This is a genomic window from Negadavirga shengliensis (genome assembly GCF_042652345.1).
GTDB lineage: Bacteria > Bacteroidota > Bacteroidia > Cytophagales > Cyclobacteriaceae > Negadavirga > Negadavirga shengliensis.
In genome coordinates this window covers 44,443-64,523 of record NZ_JBHSJJ010000004.1, presented here as the reverse complement: position 1 = coordinate 64,523, position 20,081 = coordinate 44,443, and the positions used below count along the sequence as shown (strand labels likewise).

Below are 20,081 nucleotides of genomic sequence, written 5' to 3'. Positions count from 1 at the left end.
GCCAGGTTGGAAATATTCCTGATCTCTTCACGGTTATTTCCTCGTGTCAACCGAAACCTGATCCAGGCCCCGTTTCTTGAGCAAAGCATCTATTTTGGGTTCAGCACCTCTGAAATTCACATACATTGTCATGGGATCATCCGTTCCTCCCCTTTCAAGAATTTCCTTTCTAAAAAGTTCCGCTTTTTCGGCATCAAACAAATCTGTCTCCTTAAACGCCTGGAAAGCATCGGTATCCAAAACCCCGGACCAGATATAACTGTAATATCCCGATGAATAGCCACCGGAGAATATATGTTGAAAATACGTGCTTCTGTACCGCGGGATGATCTCATCAATCAGTCCTATTCTTTCCATAGAAGCGTTTTCAAAATCGGCAACACTGACGGTGATGGCTTGTTCCTGCGTGTGATAATCCATATCCAACAGCGAGGCCGCTAAATATTCCGTGGTACCAAAACCCTGACCAAAAGTTCCGCTCTTCTGCAGCTTTTCTATCAACCCGTCAGGTATCACTTCCCCCGTTTCGTAATGAAAAGCATATTGCTTCAACACCTCCGGTTCTGTGGCCCAATTCTCCATGATCTGCGAGGGCAGTTCCACAAAATCTCTTGGAACGGAAGTTCCCGCCAAACTTCGGTATTGGACATTGGACATCAGCCCGTGCAGGGCATGGCCAAACTCGTGGAAGAAAGTGGTGACTTCGTCAAAAGTCAGTAAGGCGGGGGCATTTCCGGTGGGCTTCGAAAAATTGCAGACTATAGAAATCACCGGGGCCTTTCTCTCTCCATCGATGGTTTTTTGGCTTCTATAGGAGGTCATCCATGCACCTCCTCGCTTTGAAGGCCTAGGATGGAAATCCATATACAACAACCCCAAATGGCTTCCATCCGCCTCCTTGACTTCATAAGCCTTCGCTTCAGGATGATAGGTCGGAATATCCGGAATCTCCTGAAGCGTAATTCCCCAAAGCTTGTTGACTACCATAAACACCCCCTCCTGCACTTTATCCAAGGCGAAATAGGGTTTCACTTCCTGTTCATCCAGATCAAACTTCTTTTGCCGAAGTTTTTCCTCATAATACCTCCAGTCCCAGGGAGCCAATTCCAAATCCTCGCCTTCCTCCTCCAAAAGGGCCTGCATTTCGTTTTTTTCCTCTGTGGCTTTGGCCAATGCCGGAGCCCATAACTGATCCAAAAGGGTCAAAACATTTGCCGGATTTTTGGACATGGTCTCTTCCAGTACATAATCCGCATGGGTTTTGTACCCCAGAAGATTCGCGCGCTTCAGCCTCAAATTCGCTATTTCGACCAAAACATCCTTGTTGTCCCGGTCATTGTCCCTGTCTCCCCGGTTTTTATAAGCCTCCCATATTTTTTTCCGCAATTCCCTGTTATCCGCATATTGAAGAAAGGGCATCACGCTTGGGTTTTGCAGGGTAAATATCCACGTTCCCTCCTCTCCACGAGCCTCAGCCTCGTCGGCAGCAGCTTCTCTGAGTTCGGCCGGCAAGCCGGCCAGATCCTCTTCCCTGTCAACAACGAGTTGGAAATCATTGGTTTCCGCCAAGAGGTTTTGTCCAAACTGCAAGCTCAAGACAGACAGTCTGCTGTTGATTTCTCTGAGCTTTTCTTTATCCTCATCACTCAAATTGGCACCGTTTCTAATAAATGCCCGGTATTTTTTTTCAAGCAGCTTTAGCTGCTCCGGGTTCAATTGTTCTTTTTCCCTGTTTTCCCATACCGTTCTTATCCTTTCGAACAATCCTGCATTCAAATTGATATTATCATTGTGTTGGGACAGCTCAGGAGCCATTTCTTTCGCTATTGCCTGAAGTTCATCATTGGTATGGGCTGAGTTGAGGTTGGAGAAGACACGGTTCACTCTCTCCAGCAGCTCTCCTGAAGCGTCCAAAGCAGCGATCGTGTTGTCAAATGTGGGCGGTTCTGAAAAATTGACAATGGCGTCCACTTCCTCTTGATGCCGCTTCATTCCCTCCTTCAAAGCAGGCACAAAATGTTCGTTGGTGATTTTGTCAAATGGCGGGACTTCAAACGGGGTTTGATAAGCCTCAAAGAATGGATTTGTAAATCCTGCTGTTTCATCATCCTCACCGCAGGAAGCTGTCAAAGCAGCAGCAGTGGCGACAGCCATTATTGCCTGTTTCATCTGGTGTAATCATTAGGGTCAAAAACAAATATAACGGTTATACGCTCCCTGCATAAACAATTAGGTCAAAAACTTTCTTATTAGCTTTGATAATACCAGCTGTGTCACCGGTTGTTTAATCGAAGGATGTTAAGACAATGCACTTTTCGGTGACATTATTTTAACGCGTAATTTTTCTGAACTTTCTGATCCTGTGAAAAGTAAGAAAATTGGCGTCGTGGTTATTTCTGGCCCCACCCAGGCCATCATCATGTGCCGTCCTGGAAAGAAAAATAATATCCTTGCCGTCAAACTGCCAGTCAATGTACTGAAAGCCGTGTTTAGCCACATCGTTGTGCTCAAGCAGCATTTTTCTTAACTCCCAATCAAAAAGGTTCGTGGAACTGAACAAGGCCTGGGTATTGCGTAAGCTTGCCGGGTTTTTGCCCGGGTTGTTTGCTTTCACCTGGTCGGGAATATAGTTGGCAATGGTCCAATATAATTTGGATTTGGGATCATACCTGATCGCAAATTTTTTACTTGCACCCGGGAAGGGGACAAATCCTGAATTTTCGTCAAAAGAGGCTATTTTACCATCCTGACTTATCCGAACAAACGCGGCTTTTTCCTCCAATGTAGACCTGTCATCCACCCTTAAAACATTCCAAATATCCCCTTCGGGACTTACAACGGCATTCCCCTCCAGCCAGCCGCCGAAGTTTCCTTCCAGATAGGCAGAATCATAATACAGTACATTGCTGGTCACCCAATTGTCCGCCTTCATCAGGTCCGCATCGACAGGCACAGACATCATCATGGCACCGTATCTTTTTCCCCAGGACCTTATGGGCCCCATGGCGCTTTCCATAGCACGCCACAACCTGCCGTTGTGCTCAATCACGGGTACCGGGGCACAGTGGTACTCCCCTTCAAGCAGCAAGCCGTTTTCTCCATCCACCGGTTCAGTCCATGTTCGGCCGTTGTCATTGGATTTCCGGATAACAGTATGTCCGTGATGCCTGTCGGTACCCAAAAAATAAAGCCCCTTGCGGTGAACAAACAGCTTGGACCAAAATGCACCCTTGATTTCAGCAATGGGCTCCCAGCTTTTGCCTTTGTTTTTGGAGAGGTATATCCTTGAAAAAGCTTTTACATGCTCATTTGAATGGGGACCAAAATAGTCATGGGAAGCCAAATAATGTCCGTTGGGAAGGATGGCAAGGCTCGGCGAACCAATATATTTGCCGGAGGATGCAGGGCTATGGGTCACTATCACGCCAGGAACCCCGCCAAAATTCCCCTGCTGGGCCAAAACAGGAAAAGTACCCAACCATAATACAAAAACAATGAGAATCCTTTTCATGGGCATTATTTAAAAAGGTAAATTACCTGAATTATTTTCCCCTAATCCAATCCACATCAAAACGTGCCAAACTGATTTTTTCATAAGGACCCTTTTCGCCTTTTTCATACAGACATAAAACCGTACCATCTTCCAGCACGGCCAATGCGGAATAGGCCGAGAGACCCGCATACAAGGTACGTGATACCGGCCAAGACCGCCCTTCATCCTCACTTATTTTAATGGTCATATTTTCCCTTTTGGTGCTGGCTGGATTGGAAAAAAGCAGAAGGCCCTTATGGGAAGCGTCCGGCCAGGAATACCGGATCAATGCCGCTTGACAAACAGGTTCTATGAGATCCACGGCCTCCACCGGATGCGTCCATTCCATCCCCCCATTCTTACTGACAGCCTGGGCCCTTCGGTTCTTCCCAAAATAAGACCGCATGTTCAGCAAGAGTGTCCCGTTGCCATCTGCCTGTTCCACGACCTGGCATTCATTCATTTTTGGAACAACGGTTCCTCCCAATTTCCAGGTTTGTCCATGGTCATCACTGAAGATAACATGCGCGCCATATTCATATTCACTGCCCGTCAGGTCGCCTCCTGGGGCATCACAACTATGGTCGCAGGGAATCACCAAACGGCCCTTGTGCGGCCCATGCTTTATCTGGATGCCAATCCCCGGCCCTGTCGCATACCAGCCCCATCTCGGATCTTTGGTGGTGACAGTGATATCCTTCGGTGTCGACCAGGTTTTGCCATCATCCGCGCTGGAGGACACGAATACCCGCCGGGTATCCTTGCTTTCTTTCAGGATAATGTCTTTTTCATGATCGTCACCCCGATTCCAAGTCATCAGTAACCAAACGGTACCTGTTTGTTCATCCACTACCGGGGTGGGATTGCCGCATACATTTTCCCCATCATCCCAAATGACCATCTGCTCGCCCCAGGTCTTCCCGCCGTCTTCAGACCGTTTTAACAACAAATCTATGTCTCCTGTATCCGAACTGTTTTCCTTTCTCCCTTCAGCAAAGGCAAGAACAGTCCCTTTCTGGGTAACAATGATAGAAGGGATTCTATATGTATGGTATCCACCATCCCCGCTCACAAACAAATCCTGCTCCAAATATCTATTTTCCCCATCTCCGTGGGGTGTTAGATTGAGCAACAGGAAGCAGGCGCGTATAAAATAATAGAGGAGCACGGTGAGGATGTTTTTGGGGTTCAGTTTATCAATTTAATGAATTTTTTATTCAACCTACTTTACAGCATACTCCAAGGGATATCTCCTGATTTCAAGCAAATGCTCTTGCTTCAAATAGGTTTTGGCTGCATCCTGCACTTCCTCCGCTGTAACCCCCTTCACCCTGTCTATCGCCCCCAAAACCGTGTCCAGAGGCATTCCTGCGGTCAAAGCAGCACTCAGTTGGGTATGCCAGAATCCGTTCCGCTTTAAATTCTCCTCCAAGGCGACCCTTTTTGCTTCCCTGACCTTTTCAAGGTCCTTCTGCATGGGCCCATTCTCCTGAATTTTTCTGATTTCCCGCCAGACTGCCTCAATCAGTTGGTCAACATTGTCAGGGCTGCAGGGGAAAGAAACAGAAAAACTGAATCTTTCTTCCGGAATATTCAAGAGGCTCCCCCGGGCGCCCACACCGTATACCCCCCCTATCTCCTCCCTCAGGGTTTCGATCAATTTTATGGTCAATATCTCACCTAAATAGGACAGTTGTTGGGATTTCTCCAGGTCGTAACCGGTTTCCCCACTAAAATACATAATCACCTGGCTTTTTTCGTCTTTGCCTACTTCAATGCGCTCCTCTCTGTCTCTTGGTGGCCTAATACCCAAGTTATTGTAAGTGTCTGTTACCAATGGATCACCCGGCAGGCTACCCAAATAAAGCTCCACCATTGGGATGACCTTATCAAGATCTATATTACCGGTAAACAAAAACTCAAAATTGGCTGCATTGCCAAACCGCTCCCGGTATATTTCCAGTCCCCTTTCCAGACTTACCGAATCAAGCTTCCCAGGGTCATATATGCCCAACGCCCGTTTATTGCCATCACTGATGATTTCATTCACCCTACGGTTAAACTGGAAATCAGGATTGACTTTTGCACTCTCCAACTGGTTTTTCTGGTTGTGAAGGTATATTTCAAATAACTGATCATCCCTTCGGGGTTGTGTGAAATACAAATGCATCAATTGCAGGGTAAGCTCCAGGTCTCTGGGAGAGGTGCTTCCTGAAATCCTTTCGGAATAAGTCCCAATATTGGGGGTGACCTGCACATTTTTTCCCGCCAGTACTTTTCTGAGTTCTGAAGGGGAAAAATCCCCGATGCCCATGACGTTGACCATTACACTGGCATAACTGGCGGAATAATGGTCTTCGTCAGGGTATAAAGAGGTGCCGCCGTGGCTGTTACCGCTAAATAATATTTCGTCATTTTTAAAATCCGTAGGCTTGAAGTGAACTTTAACACCGTTGGACAAGGTGATGCTGGTTACATCCACACTCTCAAGATGATCCCTTTCCATGACCTTCCCCCCTTCGGGCATGGTGAGCAACAGTTCCTCACCAAGTGGACTTTCCTCATAGGGAGCCAAATCCGATTCCTTGACCCAATCAAAAAGCGCCAACACTTCCTGCTCATCCGGAAGGTCCTCTTTTTGATTTTCAGGAGCAGTGATGATGATGACGCGGTTCTCCTCCCTGATCAATTCTTTTCCCAAACCGTTGATCTCTTCCAAAGTAATACTGGGAAGGATTTCCTGATACAATTGGTACCTTTGTGCTTCTCCTTCCGCAAAAGTGCCGTTCAGATAATGGGAAACGTACCGGCCCACAAAAGACCTGGATTCCATTTTGTCCATTTCCTTGAATGACCTTTCTGAACTATTGGCGAGAGACCTTTTCACCCTTTCCAGTTCCGCTTCCGTGAATCCGTGCCGCAATACCCTTTCATTTTCAGCGATAAAAGCCTCCAAACCCCTCAAAGCCTTGCCGGGGCCCACTGCCCCCGAGGTAGTGAAAAAATCCATACCTCTTACGAGGTTACCGTATCTTGCACCGGCAAAGAAAAACGGTGCATCGGGCTGTTGACGGATCTCATCCAGTCTTTGGGTAAGCATGCCCCCAAACAATGTCCTCATCAAGCGGTTCCTGTAATCCCTGTACGTGGCAGCAGCCTTTGGGCTGTGTTTATAGTATAACTGTACCTGGATACCGGGGGCCTCTTCGTCCGTAACAATTTTTACAAAGCTCTCCTCATGCTCCGGTACACCATAATCTTCCCTTTCAGGTGCATTATCGGGATTTTTCAAATCGCTGAAATAGGATTTGATCAGCGACTCCACCTTGGAAGGTGCCACATCGCCCACGGCCACCACCGCCATCAGTTCAGGCCGGTACCAGTCGCGGTAAAACCTGCGCACTTCTTCATAATCGGCATTTTTGATGACGTCCATATCCCCGATAGGCATTCTTTCCGCATACCTGCTCCCATGGAGCAGCACGGGAAAATATTGGTCCCGCATCCTTTGGTCCGTTCCCTGACCAGTCCTCCACTCCTCCACTACAATCCCCCGCTCATCATCGATATCCTCATCTGTCAACAATAACCCACCGGCCCAATCTTTCAGTACCCGGAAACCATTTTCCAGCTTTTCCTCATCATCCGTGGGTATCGGTAGAATATAAACCGTTTCATCAAAACCGGTGTACGCATTCAGGTCCCTCCCAAAGGAAACACCTATGGATTGCAGGTAACTGATCAATTCGTTTTTCTCAAAATGTTCCGATCCGTTGAAAGCCATGTGTTCCGTGAAATGGGCCAGGCCAAGCTGGCTTTCATCCTCCTGTACTGACCCCACATTTACTGCCAGCCTCAACTCAAGTTTGTTTTCCGGTTTGGGGTTATGTTGTATATAATATTTTAATCCATTCTCTAATTGTCCCGTGATTACCCTGGGATCCAGGGGTACTGTGTCTGTGGGACTCAGTTGTCCAAATGCGGAAAAAACAACAAAATATAAACAGGAAATAAGATATAACCAACTCTTCTTCATGTACTTAGATTATAAACCCTCTATTATTCACAGACCTTCTTGCACTCAATATGGTAAAATATTGGTCAAAATGAAACCGGAAAAGTAAAAACGGCAATTCTCCTGCATTTATTGGAATATTTGGCCGAGGTTGCGATATTTATTTAAAAGTTAACCAAAATGAGCGCACAATACCTACTGTTTTCTTTATTACTTGGCATTGCATCCTGCACTTCTGCACCTATTTTAAGCATTGAATTCGACGCAGGAAACCATGATAGAATCGACACCCCATTAATCATTGAATTAAATGAATCCCTGCCTGCCGGCAAAAGTTATCGGCTGGTCAGCAAGGAGAGCGGCAAAGAACTCCCCGCACAATTGATGGACAATGGGAGCCTGGCAGTTTTTGTTGACCAACTTCCGGCTGGTACCCGGCAGACTTTTGAACTCAGACAGGGGACAGCCAAAACCCCATCCCGAAGTGCGCTCGGGGTAGTACAGGAAGAGGAGGGCATTCAATTCACAGTGGATGAAAGGCCTATGTTGTTCTATCAAACCCAGACAGCATATCCGCCGGAAGGAGAACCTGATTATTACAAAAGAAGCGGAATGATCCATCCGCTCTACAGTCCAGGAGGAAAAGTGCTTACGGATGCCTTCCCTGTAGGTCATACCCACCAACATGCCATATTCAATGCCTGGGTAAACACTCAATATAAAGGAGAGAAAGTGGATTTCTGGAACCAGCACCAGGGGACCGGTACTGTCGAACACAAGTCCGTACTTGGAATCGAAGAAGGCCCCAATGCCACCGTACTCCGCACCAAACTAAGTCATGTAAGTTTAAAACACGGAGAAGTCTTGGAGGAAGAATGGACCTTAATCGCTTACCCTTTCGGGGACTATTTTTTGTTTGACCTGCTGTCCGAACAGACGAATACAAGCCAGGATACCTTATTTATCGTGGAATACCACTATGGAGGCATGGGTTTCCGGGGAAGCAGGGAGTGGAATGATGTGGACACCCTTAATTACACCAACACCTGGCAAATCCTTACCAGCGAAGGCAAAACCAATGAGGATGCCAACCATACCAAAGCCGCATGGGTGGATGCTTCCGGCCAAATAGAACATGAAATGGCGGGATTGACCGTGTTTGGTTTTCCGGATAACTTCAGGTATCCCCAAACCATCAGGGTGCATCCCACCATGCCGTATTGGGTGTACGCGCCTATGGTTGACGGGGAATTTTACATTGCCCCCGGCCAAACCTTCAAAAGTAAATTCAGGTATCTTGCCCACAATGACGGGCCGGATATGGCTTTAATAAATAAATTGCAGGCTGATCTTACCGACCCCATTCAAGTGAAGGTAATTGATTGATAATTTGATTGATGTACAACCACGTTTCTATGAGGTGATTAGAAGCGGGTATTTTTTTTTTCTAGCATGTGGGTCCCATGTTAATTCATGGTCTTTTCATGTATTTCGGATATTTCCTTATCTGACAAGGCCCTGTCAAATACTGCCAGGCCATCGATATATCCCTCAAAGAAGTTACCCATCCCCCTGCTTAAAACCACCGCTCCAACGGTGAAATCAGATCCGTTGTTCCCCATGCCATCAGGGAAATAGTAGGGGTTTTTGGATTGTATCATGCCTTCGGGATAGCCTTCGAAACCTGTTGTGTTGCGAATAAGTTCCGGTTCTCTCTCTTCAAATTTGCCATCCAGATAGGATTTGATGTGATAGCCGTCGTAGGTAAAGGCGATAAAATGCCAATGATCCCGTTCCAGCGTTTGTCTGCTTGCGGAATAATCACAGCTATAAGGAAACGGCGGGGTGGGTTTACCTGTAAAGGATATGTGACCGCATACTTGGTCTGCCCCATTATAATGGGGCAAATGGACAAATAAGCCGTATTGCCGTTTGCCTCCATCCGTATGTTCATTCCACATCCCTCCCACAAAACCCGTATTACCTTTCCATTTCACCCACGCCATAACGGTTACCCCCCTGTCTTTTCCATGAATATTCAGTTGGCCTGTTTGTTTGTGCGGCAAAGAAAAATAAGCAGAATCGGTCAGCGATGCTGCGTACCCCGAAAGAGGGCCCTCCTCTGTTCTTGCCACTTCACCGTTCATTTCCATCAATGGAAATTGCCCCATTCCTTTGGCTATTCTCATTTCACCGGCGGATTCATTAAAATCCCACATGGCCACCAGACCTTTAATATTCAAAATGTATTCTACCTTGGCCGGCTCTTTCTCAATACAGGAAAACAAAAAGAAAGCACAGGCGGCGGGACCCCGCAAAAGAAATTTCAATACCATCATCAGCAAGATATTCAGTTTATTATTTAAAGTCTATTTAACCTATGACATAAAAGGCAATCAACATAGGTAATATTTTTTTATATATTTACCACATACAAAAATTGGCAAACTGTCAAAATATACCTATAATCATATAAGATGTCTGTCATTTTAAAATTAAATGAATATCACTTAATGCCAATCATAAAAGTTATAACAAGTAGGAATTTCGACAGAATCACCAAGCTGGCCTTTGCTTCTCTATCAACTAAAAGAATCAAAATCCAATATGGTGTCACCCATCCCAAAAGTAGTTAGTAATGTTAAAATTAATTCGTTGAAAAATACCGGTATAATGAAACTGAATAGAGGTTACCTGTGCATATTATTGTCCATAGCCCTTTTTAGCTGTGGGAGCCAAAAGGAAAATAATAACAAAGACGGTAATGGTCCTCTAACCTTAAAAATCACGCAGGCAGAACAATCCGGGGAAATACGGATATATAAAGTTGGTGATGAAAACAAGCCGTTGTTGGTACAGGAAGTCAAAGAAGATTTCAGGCCATACATCCATCCTATTCAGGCACCTGATGGAAAAGGTATCCTTACGGAATACAGCCCCGGCCATCACCGCCATCAAACCGGTCTTTACTGGGGATTCACCCGCATCAATGGACGGGATTATTTTCACAACCCCCAAGGCGATTATTGGAGAAAAGTCGCTGCAAACATCGTGGAAGAAAAGGGTGAAACTGTCAAATGGCAAACCATCTATGAAATGCTCAATGAGGCAGGCGAACCCCTCATGGAAGAAACACAGAATTGGTCATTGACGGTGAAAGACGGCCGGTATTATCTCGATCTGGAATGGAAAGGCCAGGCTATTGAAGACATAACCATAGGAAAATACGATTATGGTGGGCTGTTTCTGAGAATGCCCTGGACCGAAGGAATAGATGGGGAGGTAGTCAATGCCGCCCGACAAAAAAACGACAATGCTGAAGGGCAACCTGCCATGTGGGTCAACGTGGGCATGAGGGTAGAAGGCAGAGAGGACCGTGCCAATGTAGCCATATTCGATCATCCCGATAACATGGGTTATCCCCAAAAATGGAGAGTGGACGGACAGCTTGGCGTCGGGCCGGCATACACCAGGGATGAGGATTGGGAAATCCAGGCGGGGGAAAACCTCCTGCTGAAGCACCAACTGCTGATCTATACCGGCACAGCCAATGATGTGGAACTCACCAAATCCTGGGAAAACTTTGCCGGGACAAGCGGCATGTACAGTACCACTGCTTTATGGCGCATAGCCCAGGAAGAGGGCCGGCAAGCCAAGTTTCTGACACCTCAAGAAGCCGTGGAAGCCATGACCATCAAAGAAGGTTATAAAGTCAATGTATTTGCAGGAGAACCCATGATCACCCAGCCCATGGCATTCTGTTGGGATGATAAGGGCAGATTATGGGTGGCTGAAAACCGGGATTATGAATCCAGAGGCCATGGCTTTTCCAATGCAGGTGACAGCCGTATATTGATATTGGAAGACACCAACGGAGATGGGGAAGCCGATAGCAAAAAAGTTTTTATGGAAGGCCTGGCCTTTCCCGCAGCCATAGCTGTGGGTTTTGATGGCTTATTTGTTGGAGCGCCGCCAAACCTGCTTTTTGTTCCTGACCGGGATGGGGATGACCGCGCGGATATGGATGACATAGAAATCCTTTTGACGGGATGGGGAATAAGGGACCGACACGAAACGCTAAACAGCCTGCATTGGGGACCGGACGGTTGGCTGTATGGCCTGCAGGGCTTTGCCACCCCTTCCAGAATCCGTAAACCCGAGGGCAATGGAAAACTGTATTTTCACCAGGATTCTTTTCCAGAGGACCTGCTGGAAGCTGACGGGGTAGACATCAATGGAGGGGTATGGAGATACCATCCGGTCAAAGACCGCTTCGAAGTGGTGGCCCATGGTTTCAGCAACCCTTGGGGAATTGACTATGATGCTAAGGGTCAACTTTTTATGACCGCGTGTGTGATTCCCCACCTCTGGCATGTGGTCCCAGGAGGCACTTATCACCGCCAGGGAGGCCAGCATTTCAACCCCTTTGTCTATGAGGACATAAAGACCATCACGGATCACAGTCACAGGTCGGCGCACGGAGGCGCGAGAATTTACCAGTCCGATGCCTTTCCTGAAGAAGAGCACGGAAAACTTTTCATGGCCAACATTCACGAACATGCTGTGTTATCGGACATTCTTGAACCCCAAGGTTCCGGTTTCATTGGCCGCCACAGTGATGATTTCTTGATGGCAAACAATGCCCAATGGGTGGGCTTCAGCATGGAAATAGGTCCCGAAGGTGGGCTATATGTATTGGACTGGCATGATGCCGATATCTGTGGGCAGGAAGTGTTGCATGGAGAAACAGGTAGGGTTTTCAGGGTCATGCCTGAAAAAACCCAAGCAGAGAATTGGAAGGGAAGGTATGGGGACCTCAACCAATTAACGGACAGCGAGCTCATCGCATTGCAGACCAGTCCAAGCGACTGGCATGCGAGAAGGGCCAGAGGCATACTTCAGAAGCGGGCAGCTACCGGCAGACTGGATGACAAAAGCTATGGTGAGCTCATAAAGCTGTTCAAGGAAAACCGTAATCCGGACCACCGGCTTAAAGCCATGTGGGCGTTGCATATGACAGATGGGTTTCAGACAAACGATCTGTTGGCTGCACTCAGCGACACTGATCCATACATCCGCTCCTGGGCGATACAATTGCTTTGTGAAGACAAGGATCCCCCTGCTTCTGCCCTTAATAAATTCAAAGAAATGGCGGTCAAGGACAAATCACCCGTGGTCCGTCTGTATTTGGCCGCGGCGATACAGCGCATCCCCACAAACTATAAATGGGAAATAAGCCAGGCCCTCCTCCAACATCAAGAAGATCAGGATGACCACAACCTTCCCAAAATGATTTGGTTCGGTTTAGAACCGCTCATTGACGACCAACCCGGGAGGTTCATGGAAATGGCGGCTTCCTCTAAAATACCCTTTGTAACCCGCTTTATGGCCAGAAGAGCCGTAGACGGTGATCACATGGGATCCTTGGTCGCCCAACTGGACAAGTCGGACAAAAACAGGGTTGCCATTATGGAGGGAATGCTGAGCGGAATGGAAGGCAGGACGGATCTGAAGATGCCCGAGAGCTGGAAAAAAACGGAAGCAAAATTACTTGCTTCCCCACAAAGCCGTGATTTGACACTCGCCATTTCCGAACTCTTCGGAGATGTAGAAGCTACTCAAAGGGCTTTTGCCAATTTGGAAAATAAAAGCTTGTCCTTGGATCTGAGGAAAAAAGCCCTGCAAACACTTGCCTCCCAACAGCGGCATGACTTGATAGGAAAGCTGCCACTCCTGCTTGAGGACCAAGGCCTTCGCCTTGAGGCCATCAGGGCGGTAGCCGCATTCGACCAAGACAATTTGGGCAGGGTGCTGATCGAAAAATACCCGTCCTTTGATCCGGAAGAAAAGGCAGAAGCCGTGTTGGCCCTGTCTTCAAGACCAAGATATGGCAATATGCTCACCCGGGAAATCAGGGAAGGCAGGATCCCCAAACGTGAAATCCCGGCAAACGTAGCCCGTCAGCTATTGAGAGTGGTCGGTAGCGGGTTTGTCGAGGTTTGGGGACCCATTGAGCAGGTGCCTCATGATGAAGCCGCTTATGGAAAGTACAGGGACATGCTGACCGCTGAGTCCTTAGCTGCTGCCGACCTTAAAGCAGGCAAAGCACTGTTCAGACAAAGCTGTGGAAGCTGTCATAAAATGTTTGGCGAGGGTGGCGACCTGGGCCCGGACCTTACCGGATCCAACCGGACAGATGTGGATTATATTTTACTGAATGTTTTGGAACCAAGTGCCGAGATTCAGGATGATTATAAAATGGTTGTGATCACCACCCGGGACGGAAGGACTTATACCGGGAACATCATCGCCGAAAACCAGAGACAGATCACGTTTCGGGTGGTTGGCCAGGATCCGATCATCATCAATAAATCGGGCATCCAAAACAGGGAGGTCACTCCCGTATCCATGATGCCTCCGGGTTTGTTTGAACACCTGTCCGAAAAAGAAATTGTGAATTTAATGGCATATTTACAAACACAAAGAAAAATAAATTAAAACCGAAGCCTAATGCCTGTGGAATTGGTCACCAAATGGTTCAATTTTGTGAAAGAATCTCCCCAGTTTGGCTGTTTGCCTACATCGAAAGCCAATCCATACTCAAGTCTATAATATAAAGCGACATATTCATTGAATTCATAGTTAATACCCGCAGCGGGAGACAAAATTGCCCTGGTATAAATCGCAGCCGCAACGCCGCCCCCATTTTGAAGGGCTGGGTTAAAATTATAGTAAACAAACTGAAAGCCGACGTCCCCGCCCCAAAATAAAGAAACGTTGTCCCCTAAAAAATGATCGTAACGATAAGAAAGTTTGGTTTCTATCACTTGCCTGTCAATCAGCTGATTTTCAGCTAATCCATCCATAATGGATTTATTATTGTTTCCCGTAAAGCGGTACAAGCCCAATGAGAATCCGATGTTTTCCTCATCAGCCGAATACCGGAATAGCTGATTCCTGAGAATCCTTACCTCATAACCTATTGCGGGCTCAAAAATGTCTTTGTCCCCATCCAAATGAAACCGATGGCCTATTCCTCCGCCTATCTCGAAACTTTGCCCCCGGACCTGGCTTAGCCCCATAAAAAACATCATTACAGAAACGATCCAAAACAAGGGGGTGATCACGTTTCTGGGACTGTTTATATCAGAATAACACTTCAACATATAAATTTATTGACTTACTTAGCTCTTGTCCATTCCACTGTACGACCTATAAGAGAGATCCCGATATATCCTCTTACTTCCAGTACATCATCGTTTTTTAATTTTATGGTACTGGAATAAGTCTTCCCGTTTTTAGGGTCATAAATGGTCCCGTCTTCCCATGCACCTCCGTGGTATTCAAAATCCTCTAAAAGCCTCAATCCTTTTAGCGGACGGTCTCTCTTAGATAAACCGGCGTTGTTTTTGTCCCGTTTTGGCTGTCCGTCTTCCTCAGGTTCCTGCAGCCATACCAACTTGCCATGATATTGGTCGCCTTCCTTAAAAATTTCTATTTTACCGTCCTTCTCCGTGTTATACCATTCTCCTATGATGGCATCCTCACCCCGCGTCTGTAAAAAGTTTATCAGGAAGGAGGCTGCTATGAGTAGTAAGAACAATCTGGCCATGGGACTCTCATCTGGTTTACAGAGTAAATGACAATTACCATTCCAAATACACATCAGTCTATACATAAAGCAAAAAACACAATATATAACCGGTCCAAAACCCGGAGGGAATGATATTGAAAAACCGATATATATGTACTTGCTTCGTCAGGTTAAAAACCATAGAAATACCAAGTCGTCATCGTACCGAAAGTATATTTTCCGCGGATCCGCTGTAAAGAGTGGATAGGGATAAGTTTCGATATACGGATTTTTATATGTTGTTTTTCTAGGGAATACTTCCTGAAAAAAAACAGGGATAAAAGGTGATTTCATATGATTATAATTTTTTCTCAATAGGCCACATGCTTGCGTGCCGTAATGCACTTCAGCATGCAGGCATGGAATCTCGCATGTCTTATAATCATCCCTCTGTGTGTCGCTTGCGTCATGCTCGATTTCATATGTTTATAATTGTTCCTTAATTGTCATATGGAATCTCGCATGATAGATAATCATCCCAGTTTGTGACGATTCCGTCATGCTCGATTTCATCTGCGTTTGTCACCTTCATTGACGTGATGGCGCTTCATTTACGAAACCGCCGCCTCAAGTGTACCGTAACTGGAAAAAGGTAATCCCCGTCAAATTAAAGAATAAGGTTGGTTAAGTAAGAATAGCTGATTAATTTTGGCTAACGTTTCAAGATATATGAACAGGTTCCCCCAAAAAAAGACCCGCTTAGGAAGCTACAAATTTGTGAGCGTTCTCTTCAGCATTACGCTTTCATTGTTCATCATGGGACTTTTTGGGGTGATAGTTATACAAGCCAAAACCCTGACACAGCTCATCCGCGAAAATATAGAAATTCAGGTCTTTCTGAATAAAGAAGCCAATGCGCAGGATATAAAAAGGATCTCCCAGTTACTGGAAACCAAACCCTATGTCCTCAAAAAGGAAGAGGCGAGCACGCTTCGGTTTGTTTCCAAGGATGAGGCCGCCAAGGTGTTTATGGAAGATGTGGGAGAGGATTTCTCAAAATTTCTGAGTGACAATCCCTTGAGAGACACCTTTACCTTTTCTGTGGAGGAAAGCTTCCAAACCGGGGAGCAGATTGAGACCATCGTGGAAGAGATATCCTCTATCAACGGGGTTTTTGAGGTCACCTACATGAGCGACCTGGTGGAGTCCATCAACAGAAATTTAGTCAAAGTCAGCGTCGTGATGGGTGCTTTCATCCTGATATTGTTGATCACCGTAGTCATATTGATCAACAATACCATCAGGCTTGCCTTATTCTCCCAGCGCTTTCTGATCAGGAGCATGCAGTTGGTTGGTGCCACCAAAGGCTTTATCCGAAGGCCTTTTTTGTGGAGGGCCTTTATATATGGTGCCTTGGGTGGCGCTTTTGCTTCCGGCCTTTTATTTGCCTTGCTGGAGTATGGCAAACAGGTAATCGATGGCTTCAACCTACTATACAACCTGGAGTTGCTTCTGGGGCTGTTCGCAGTTTTGATATTTTTAGGTGCTGTCCTTTCGTGGATCAGTACTTTAAGATCAGTTAATAAGTATTTAAACATGTCTTTGGACGAACTCTATTAAAATAATTATGGACAAAAACCATTTTCCGTTTTCAAAGAAAAATTATCAGCTGATGTTGATAGGATTGGGAATCATTGTTTTAGGATTTGCCATTATCGGCCTTGACAATGAACCCCATGGATTTGGTTTTATGGGTCTGACACTGGGACCTATTGTTACCTTATTTGGTTTTGTTTTTCAGTTTTATGCCATCTTTTACCGTTCAGAAAAAAGTAAATGAGTTTATTTGAAGCCGTCATCCTTGGTATTGTACAGGGACTGACAGAATTTTTGCCTGTATCATCAAGTGGACACATTGAAATTGCCTCTGTCATTCTTGGGAGCAACAGCGTCCCTGAGGAGAGCCTCATGTTTACCGTAGTGGTCCATTTTGCAACGGCGTTAAGCACCATAGCCGTTTTTAGAAAGGATATATATGACATTTTTCGAGGTCTGTTTCAATTTAAATGGAATGAAGAGACTATGTTTTCCTTAAAAGTCATTCTGTCCATGATTCCGGCTGTGGTGATTGGCCTTTATTTTCAAGAAGAACTGGAACAGCTTTTTGGAGGTAAACTGCTTCTAGTAGGGAGCATGCTCTTAATCACAGCCGTATTATTGTACCTGGCAGACAGAGCACGGGATACGGGAAAACCTGTTTCTTATGCCCATGCCATTCTTGTTGGCTTGGCGCAGGCAGTCGCCATGTTGCCGGGGATATCCAGGTCAGGAGCCACCATATCCACCTCTGTGTTACTGGGAATTGACAAGGGTAAGGCTGCCAGGTTTTCTTTTCTGATGGTTGTCCCCCTTATTATAGGAAAAATAGGAAAAGACATTACCGATGGGGCACTGACTTATCAAAACGACAAGTTTATCGTTCTGGCGGTTGCCTTTGTGGCAGCCTTTGTGGCCGGGTTGATCGCCTGTACCTGGATGATAAAATTGGTAAAAAGAAGTAAGCTTACTTATTTTTCCGTGTATTGCACTGTGGTGGGTTTGCTGGCGATAATAGCGGGTTTACTTTTCTGATATGGAGCAGCAAACGTACGGTGAAGTATTTTTGATTGACAAACCCTATCGATGGACCTCCTTCGATGTGGTCAAAAAATTGAGAAACGCTCTCAAAATCAAAAAAGTAGGGCATGCGGGCACCTTAGATCCGCTGGCTACCGGGCTGCTCATTGTCTGTGCGGGAAAACAGACCAAAAACATTGATAGCTATCAGGCTCAGGAAAAGGAATATACGGGTACAATGGTATTAGGGAAAACCACAGCGTCTTTTGATTTGGAAAGAGAAATAGAGCATGTGGCAGACCCGTCCCATCTGGGCCCGGAAAGCATACAAGCGGCTGCCGATACACTTACAGGCGATATTTTGCAGGTTCCTCCCATGCATTCGGCTATCAGAAAAGACGGGAAGAGGGTTTATGAATCCGCCCGGAAAGGAAAAACGGTGGAACTTGATCCCCGTCCGGTGAGGGTCAGTCTATTTGAAATCACGGGCGTGGAATTACCGCAAATCAATTTCCGTATCATATGTTCCAAAGGAACGTATATCCGGAGTTTGGCCAGGGATTTGGGTGAAAAATTAGGGGTGGGCGCCTACCTGTCCAGACTGACCAGGACCAGAATAGGCAGTTACAGGCTGGAAGACGCCTGGGAACTTCAGGACTTAATCAGCAAAATCAAAGCGGAACGAAATGAAGATATATGAGGGTTTGGATGATTTTCATCCGGTAAACAATCCCGTGGTGACGATTGGGACCTTTGACGGCGTGCATTTGGGCCATCAGAAAATCCTCTCCAGAATCCGGAAAATCGCGGATGAAATAAACGGGGAGACCATCTTGATCACGTTTTGGCCACATCCACGATTGGTACTGTATCCGCAAGAACACAATATCCGGTTACTCACTTCATTTGAAGAAAAATGCGAAATGCTGGAACAATTTGGCATCGATCACCTTATCAGCATTCCGTTCACCAAAGAATTTTCAAAAATGAGATCCCACGATTTCATTCATGAAATCCTGATCAAAAAACTAAACACCCGAAAACTCGTTATCGGTTACGACCACCGGTTTGGCCGGGGACGGGAAGGGGGGTTTGATCATCTGCAGTCAAACCAAGACAAGTACGGATTTGATCTGGAGGAAATTCCAAGGCAGGATATCGAAGATGTAGGTATCAGCAGCACCAAAATAAGAAAAGCCCTGGAGACCGGTGATATCAAAACGGCCAATAGTTTTTTAGGCAGGGAATACCTTATCGAAGGAACCATCATCAAAGGCCAACAAATTGGAAGGTCAATGGGGTTTCCCACAGCCAACATCAGCATCCCCAATGAATACAAACTAATACCCAGGGATGGCGCTTACATCGTCGATGTTGAACTGGACGGGAGAATATGGAACGGTATGCTCAATATAGGAAACCGGCCTACCGTAAGCGGCGAGACAAAGACGGTGGAAGTTCACCTGTTCGATTTCGAGGACAACCTGTACGGAAAACACCTGAAGGTTTATTTCAAGGAATTTTTGAGGCCTGAAAAAAAATTCGGAAATTTAGAAGAGCTGAAAGCTCAGCTCGAAAAAGACAAATTCACCGCAAAAAGTTTTTTTAAAAACCATTAAAATTTACCCAAAATGATCAATAAGACTGTAGAAAACGCCGACGCGGCTGTCAAGGATATTTTTAATGATTCGGTTTTGATGCTCGGCGGATTCGGATTGTGCGGGATACCTGAAAACTGTATACAGGCATTGCTAAAGAAAGCCATCAGGGGCCTGACCTGTATCTCCAACAATGCCGGCGTCGATGATTTCGGAATAGGATTGATGCTGCAAAAGCGGATGGTCCGAAAAATGATCGCCAGCTATGTGGGAGAGAATAAAGAATTTGAAAGACAGCTTTTGCAGGGAGAACTCGAAGTAGAATTGATTCCCCAGGGGACCCTGGCGGAGAGAATAAGGGCCGGAGGAGCCGGTATACCGGCATTTTTTACGCCGGCAGGAGTGGGCACAGAAGTGGCCCAGGGGAAGGAACTCAGGGAGTTTGACGACAAACTTTATGTCATGGAAAGGTGGCTCAAAGCCGACTATTCACTTGTTAAGGCCTGGAAAGGAGACACTGCCGGAAATTTGATCTATAAAGGCACAGCGCGCAACTTCAACCCCATGATGGCTGCTGCCGGAAAAATCACCATCGCGGAGGTCGAAGAACTGGTACCTGTGGGAGAACTCGATCCCAATATGATACATACCCCGGGTATTTATGTGCAACGGATATTCCAGGGTTCGTACTATGAAAAAAGGATAGAGCAAAGAACTGTCAGCACCGCGAAATCTTAACCGCGTCCT

The 20,081-nt window shown here is 46.2% G+C and carries 15 protein-coding genes; 8 read left to right on the top strand and 7 right to left on the bottom strand.

Going from position 1 to position 20,081, the window contains the following annotated elements; genetic code table 11:
* Nucleotides 1-33: 33 nt before the first annotated feature.
* From ACFPFU_RS08105 to ACFPFU_RS08090, 4 genes are all read right to left on the bottom strand, one after another.
* Nucleotides 34-2,169, bottom strand: a complete 2,136-nt coding sequence (locus ACFPFU_RS08105; protein ID WP_377063320.1) for a M3 family metallopeptidase — start codon at nt 2,167-2,169, stop codon at nt 34-36.
* A gap of 160 nt (nt 2,170-2,329) precedes the next feature.
* The gene (locus ACFPFU_RS08100; RefSeq protein ID WP_377063318.1) at nt 2,330-3,511 is read right to left on the bottom strand and encodes a sialidase family protein; all 1,182 of its coding nucleotides are present in this window, start codon (nt 3,509-3,511) and stop codon (nt 2,330-2,332) included.
* A gap of 31 nt (nt 3,512-3,542) precedes the next feature.
* Nucleotides 3,543-4,700, bottom strand: coding sequence for a sialidase family protein (locus ACFPFU_RS08095; RefSeq protein WP_377063316.1), 1,158 nt, complete (start codon nt 4,698-4,700; stop codon nt 3,543-3,545).
* 54 nt (nt 4,701-4,754) lie between these two features.
* Nucleotides 4,755-7,568: a M16 family metallopeptidase gene (locus tag ACFPFU_RS08090; protein WP_377063314.1), complete on the bottom strand. Its 2,814-nt coding sequence runs from the start codon at nt 7,566-7,568 to the stop codon at nt 4,755-4,757.
* Between the two features lie 159 nt (nt 7,569-7,727).
* Between ACFPFU_RS08090 and ACFPFU_RS08085 the strand changes: the two genes are divergently transcribed.
* Nucleotides 7,728-8,933 carry a DUF6807 domain-containing protein gene (locus tag ACFPFU_RS08085; protein ID WP_377063312.1) on the top strand — a complete coding sequence of 402 codons (1,206 nt, stop codon included), beginning with the start codon at nt 7,728-7,730 and terminating at the stop codon, nt 8,931-8,933.
* Nucleotides 8,934-9,013: 80 nt separating this feature from the next.
* On the opposite strand, the gene ACFPFU_RS08080 is transcribed toward ACFPFU_RS08085, so the two are convergent.
* The gene (locus ACFPFU_RS08080; protein WP_377063310.1) at nt 9,014-9,886 is read right to left on the bottom strand and encodes a LamG domain-containing protein; all 873 of its coding nucleotides are present in this window, start codon (nt 9,884-9,886) and stop codon (nt 9,014-9,016) included.
* A gap of 334 nt (nt 9,887-10,220) precedes the next feature.
* Between ACFPFU_RS08080 and ACFPFU_RS08075 the strand changes: the two genes are divergently transcribed.
* Complete coding sequence (locus tag ACFPFU_RS08075; protein ID WP_377063308.1) at nt 10,221-14,045, top strand: PVC-type heme-binding CxxCH protein; 3,825 nt, start codon at nt 10,221-10,223, stop codon at nt 14,043-14,045.
* Here ACFPFU_RS08075 and ACFPFU_RS08070 read toward each other — a convergent pair.
* Nucleotides 14,042-14,713: a hypothetical protein gene (locus tag ACFPFU_RS08070; RefSeq protein ID WP_377063306.1), complete on the bottom strand. Its 672-nt coding sequence runs from the start codon at nt 14,711-14,713 to the stop codon at nt 14,042-14,044. The genes ACFPFU_RS08075 and ACFPFU_RS08070 overlap by 4 nt on opposite strands.
* Before the next feature lie 14 nt (nt 14,714-14,727).
* The gene (locus tag ACFPFU_RS08065; RefSeq protein WP_377063304.1) at nt 14,728-15,159 is read right to left on the bottom strand and encodes a DUF2147 domain-containing protein; all 432 of its coding nucleotides are present in this window, start codon (nt 15,157-15,159) and stop codon (nt 14,728-14,730) included.
* A 690-nt stretch (nt 15,160-15,849) separates the two neighbouring features.
* Between ACFPFU_RS08065 and ACFPFU_RS08060 the strand changes: the two genes are divergently transcribed.
* The 6 genes from ACFPFU_RS08060 to ACFPFU_RS08035 are packed head-to-tail and all read left to right on the top strand — an operon-like array spanning nt 15,850 to nt 20,072.
* A complete protein-coding gene (locus ACFPFU_RS08060) occupies nt 15,850-16,740 on the top strand; it encodes a cell division protein FtsX (RefSeq protein WP_377063302.1) in 891 nt (296 codons plus the stop codon).
* 7 nt (nt 16,741-16,747) lie between these two features.
* Complete coding sequence (locus ACFPFU_RS08055; RefSeq protein ID WP_377063300.1) at nt 16,748-16,960, top strand: DUF3098 domain-containing protein; 213 nt, start codon at nt 16,748-16,750, stop codon at nt 16,958-16,960.
* The gene (locus ACFPFU_RS08050) at nt 16,957-17,751 is read left to right on the top strand and encodes an undecaprenyl-diphosphate phosphatase (protein WP_377063298.1); all 795 of its coding nucleotides are present in this window, start codon (nt 16,957-16,959) and stop codon (nt 17,749-17,751) included. Before ACFPFU_RS08055 ends, ACFPFU_RS08050 begins: the two co-directional genes overlap by 4 nt.
* Before the next feature lies 1 nt (nt 17,752).
* Nucleotides 17,753-18,436, top strand: a complete 684-nt coding sequence (gene truB, locus ACFPFU_RS08045) for a tRNA pseudouridine(55) synthase TruB (protein WP_377063296.1) — start codon at nt 17,753-17,755, stop codon at nt 18,434-18,436.
* Nucleotides 18,423-19,355, top strand: a complete 933-nt coding sequence (locus ACFPFU_RS08040) for a bifunctional riboflavin kinase/FAD synthetase (RefSeq protein ID WP_377063294.1) — start codon at nt 18,423-18,425, stop codon at nt 19,353-19,355. The genes truB and ACFPFU_RS08040 overlap by 14 nt, the downstream gene beginning before the upstream one ends.
* Nucleotides 19,356-19,367: 12 nt before the next feature.
* Nucleotides 19,368-20,072 carry a CoA transferase subunit A gene (locus ACFPFU_RS08035; RefSeq protein WP_377063292.1) on the top strand — a complete coding sequence of 235 codons (705 nt, stop codon included), beginning with the start codon at nt 19,368-19,370 and terminating at the stop codon, nt 20,070-20,072.
* The last annotated feature ends 9 nt before the right edge of the window (nt 20,073-20,081 follow it).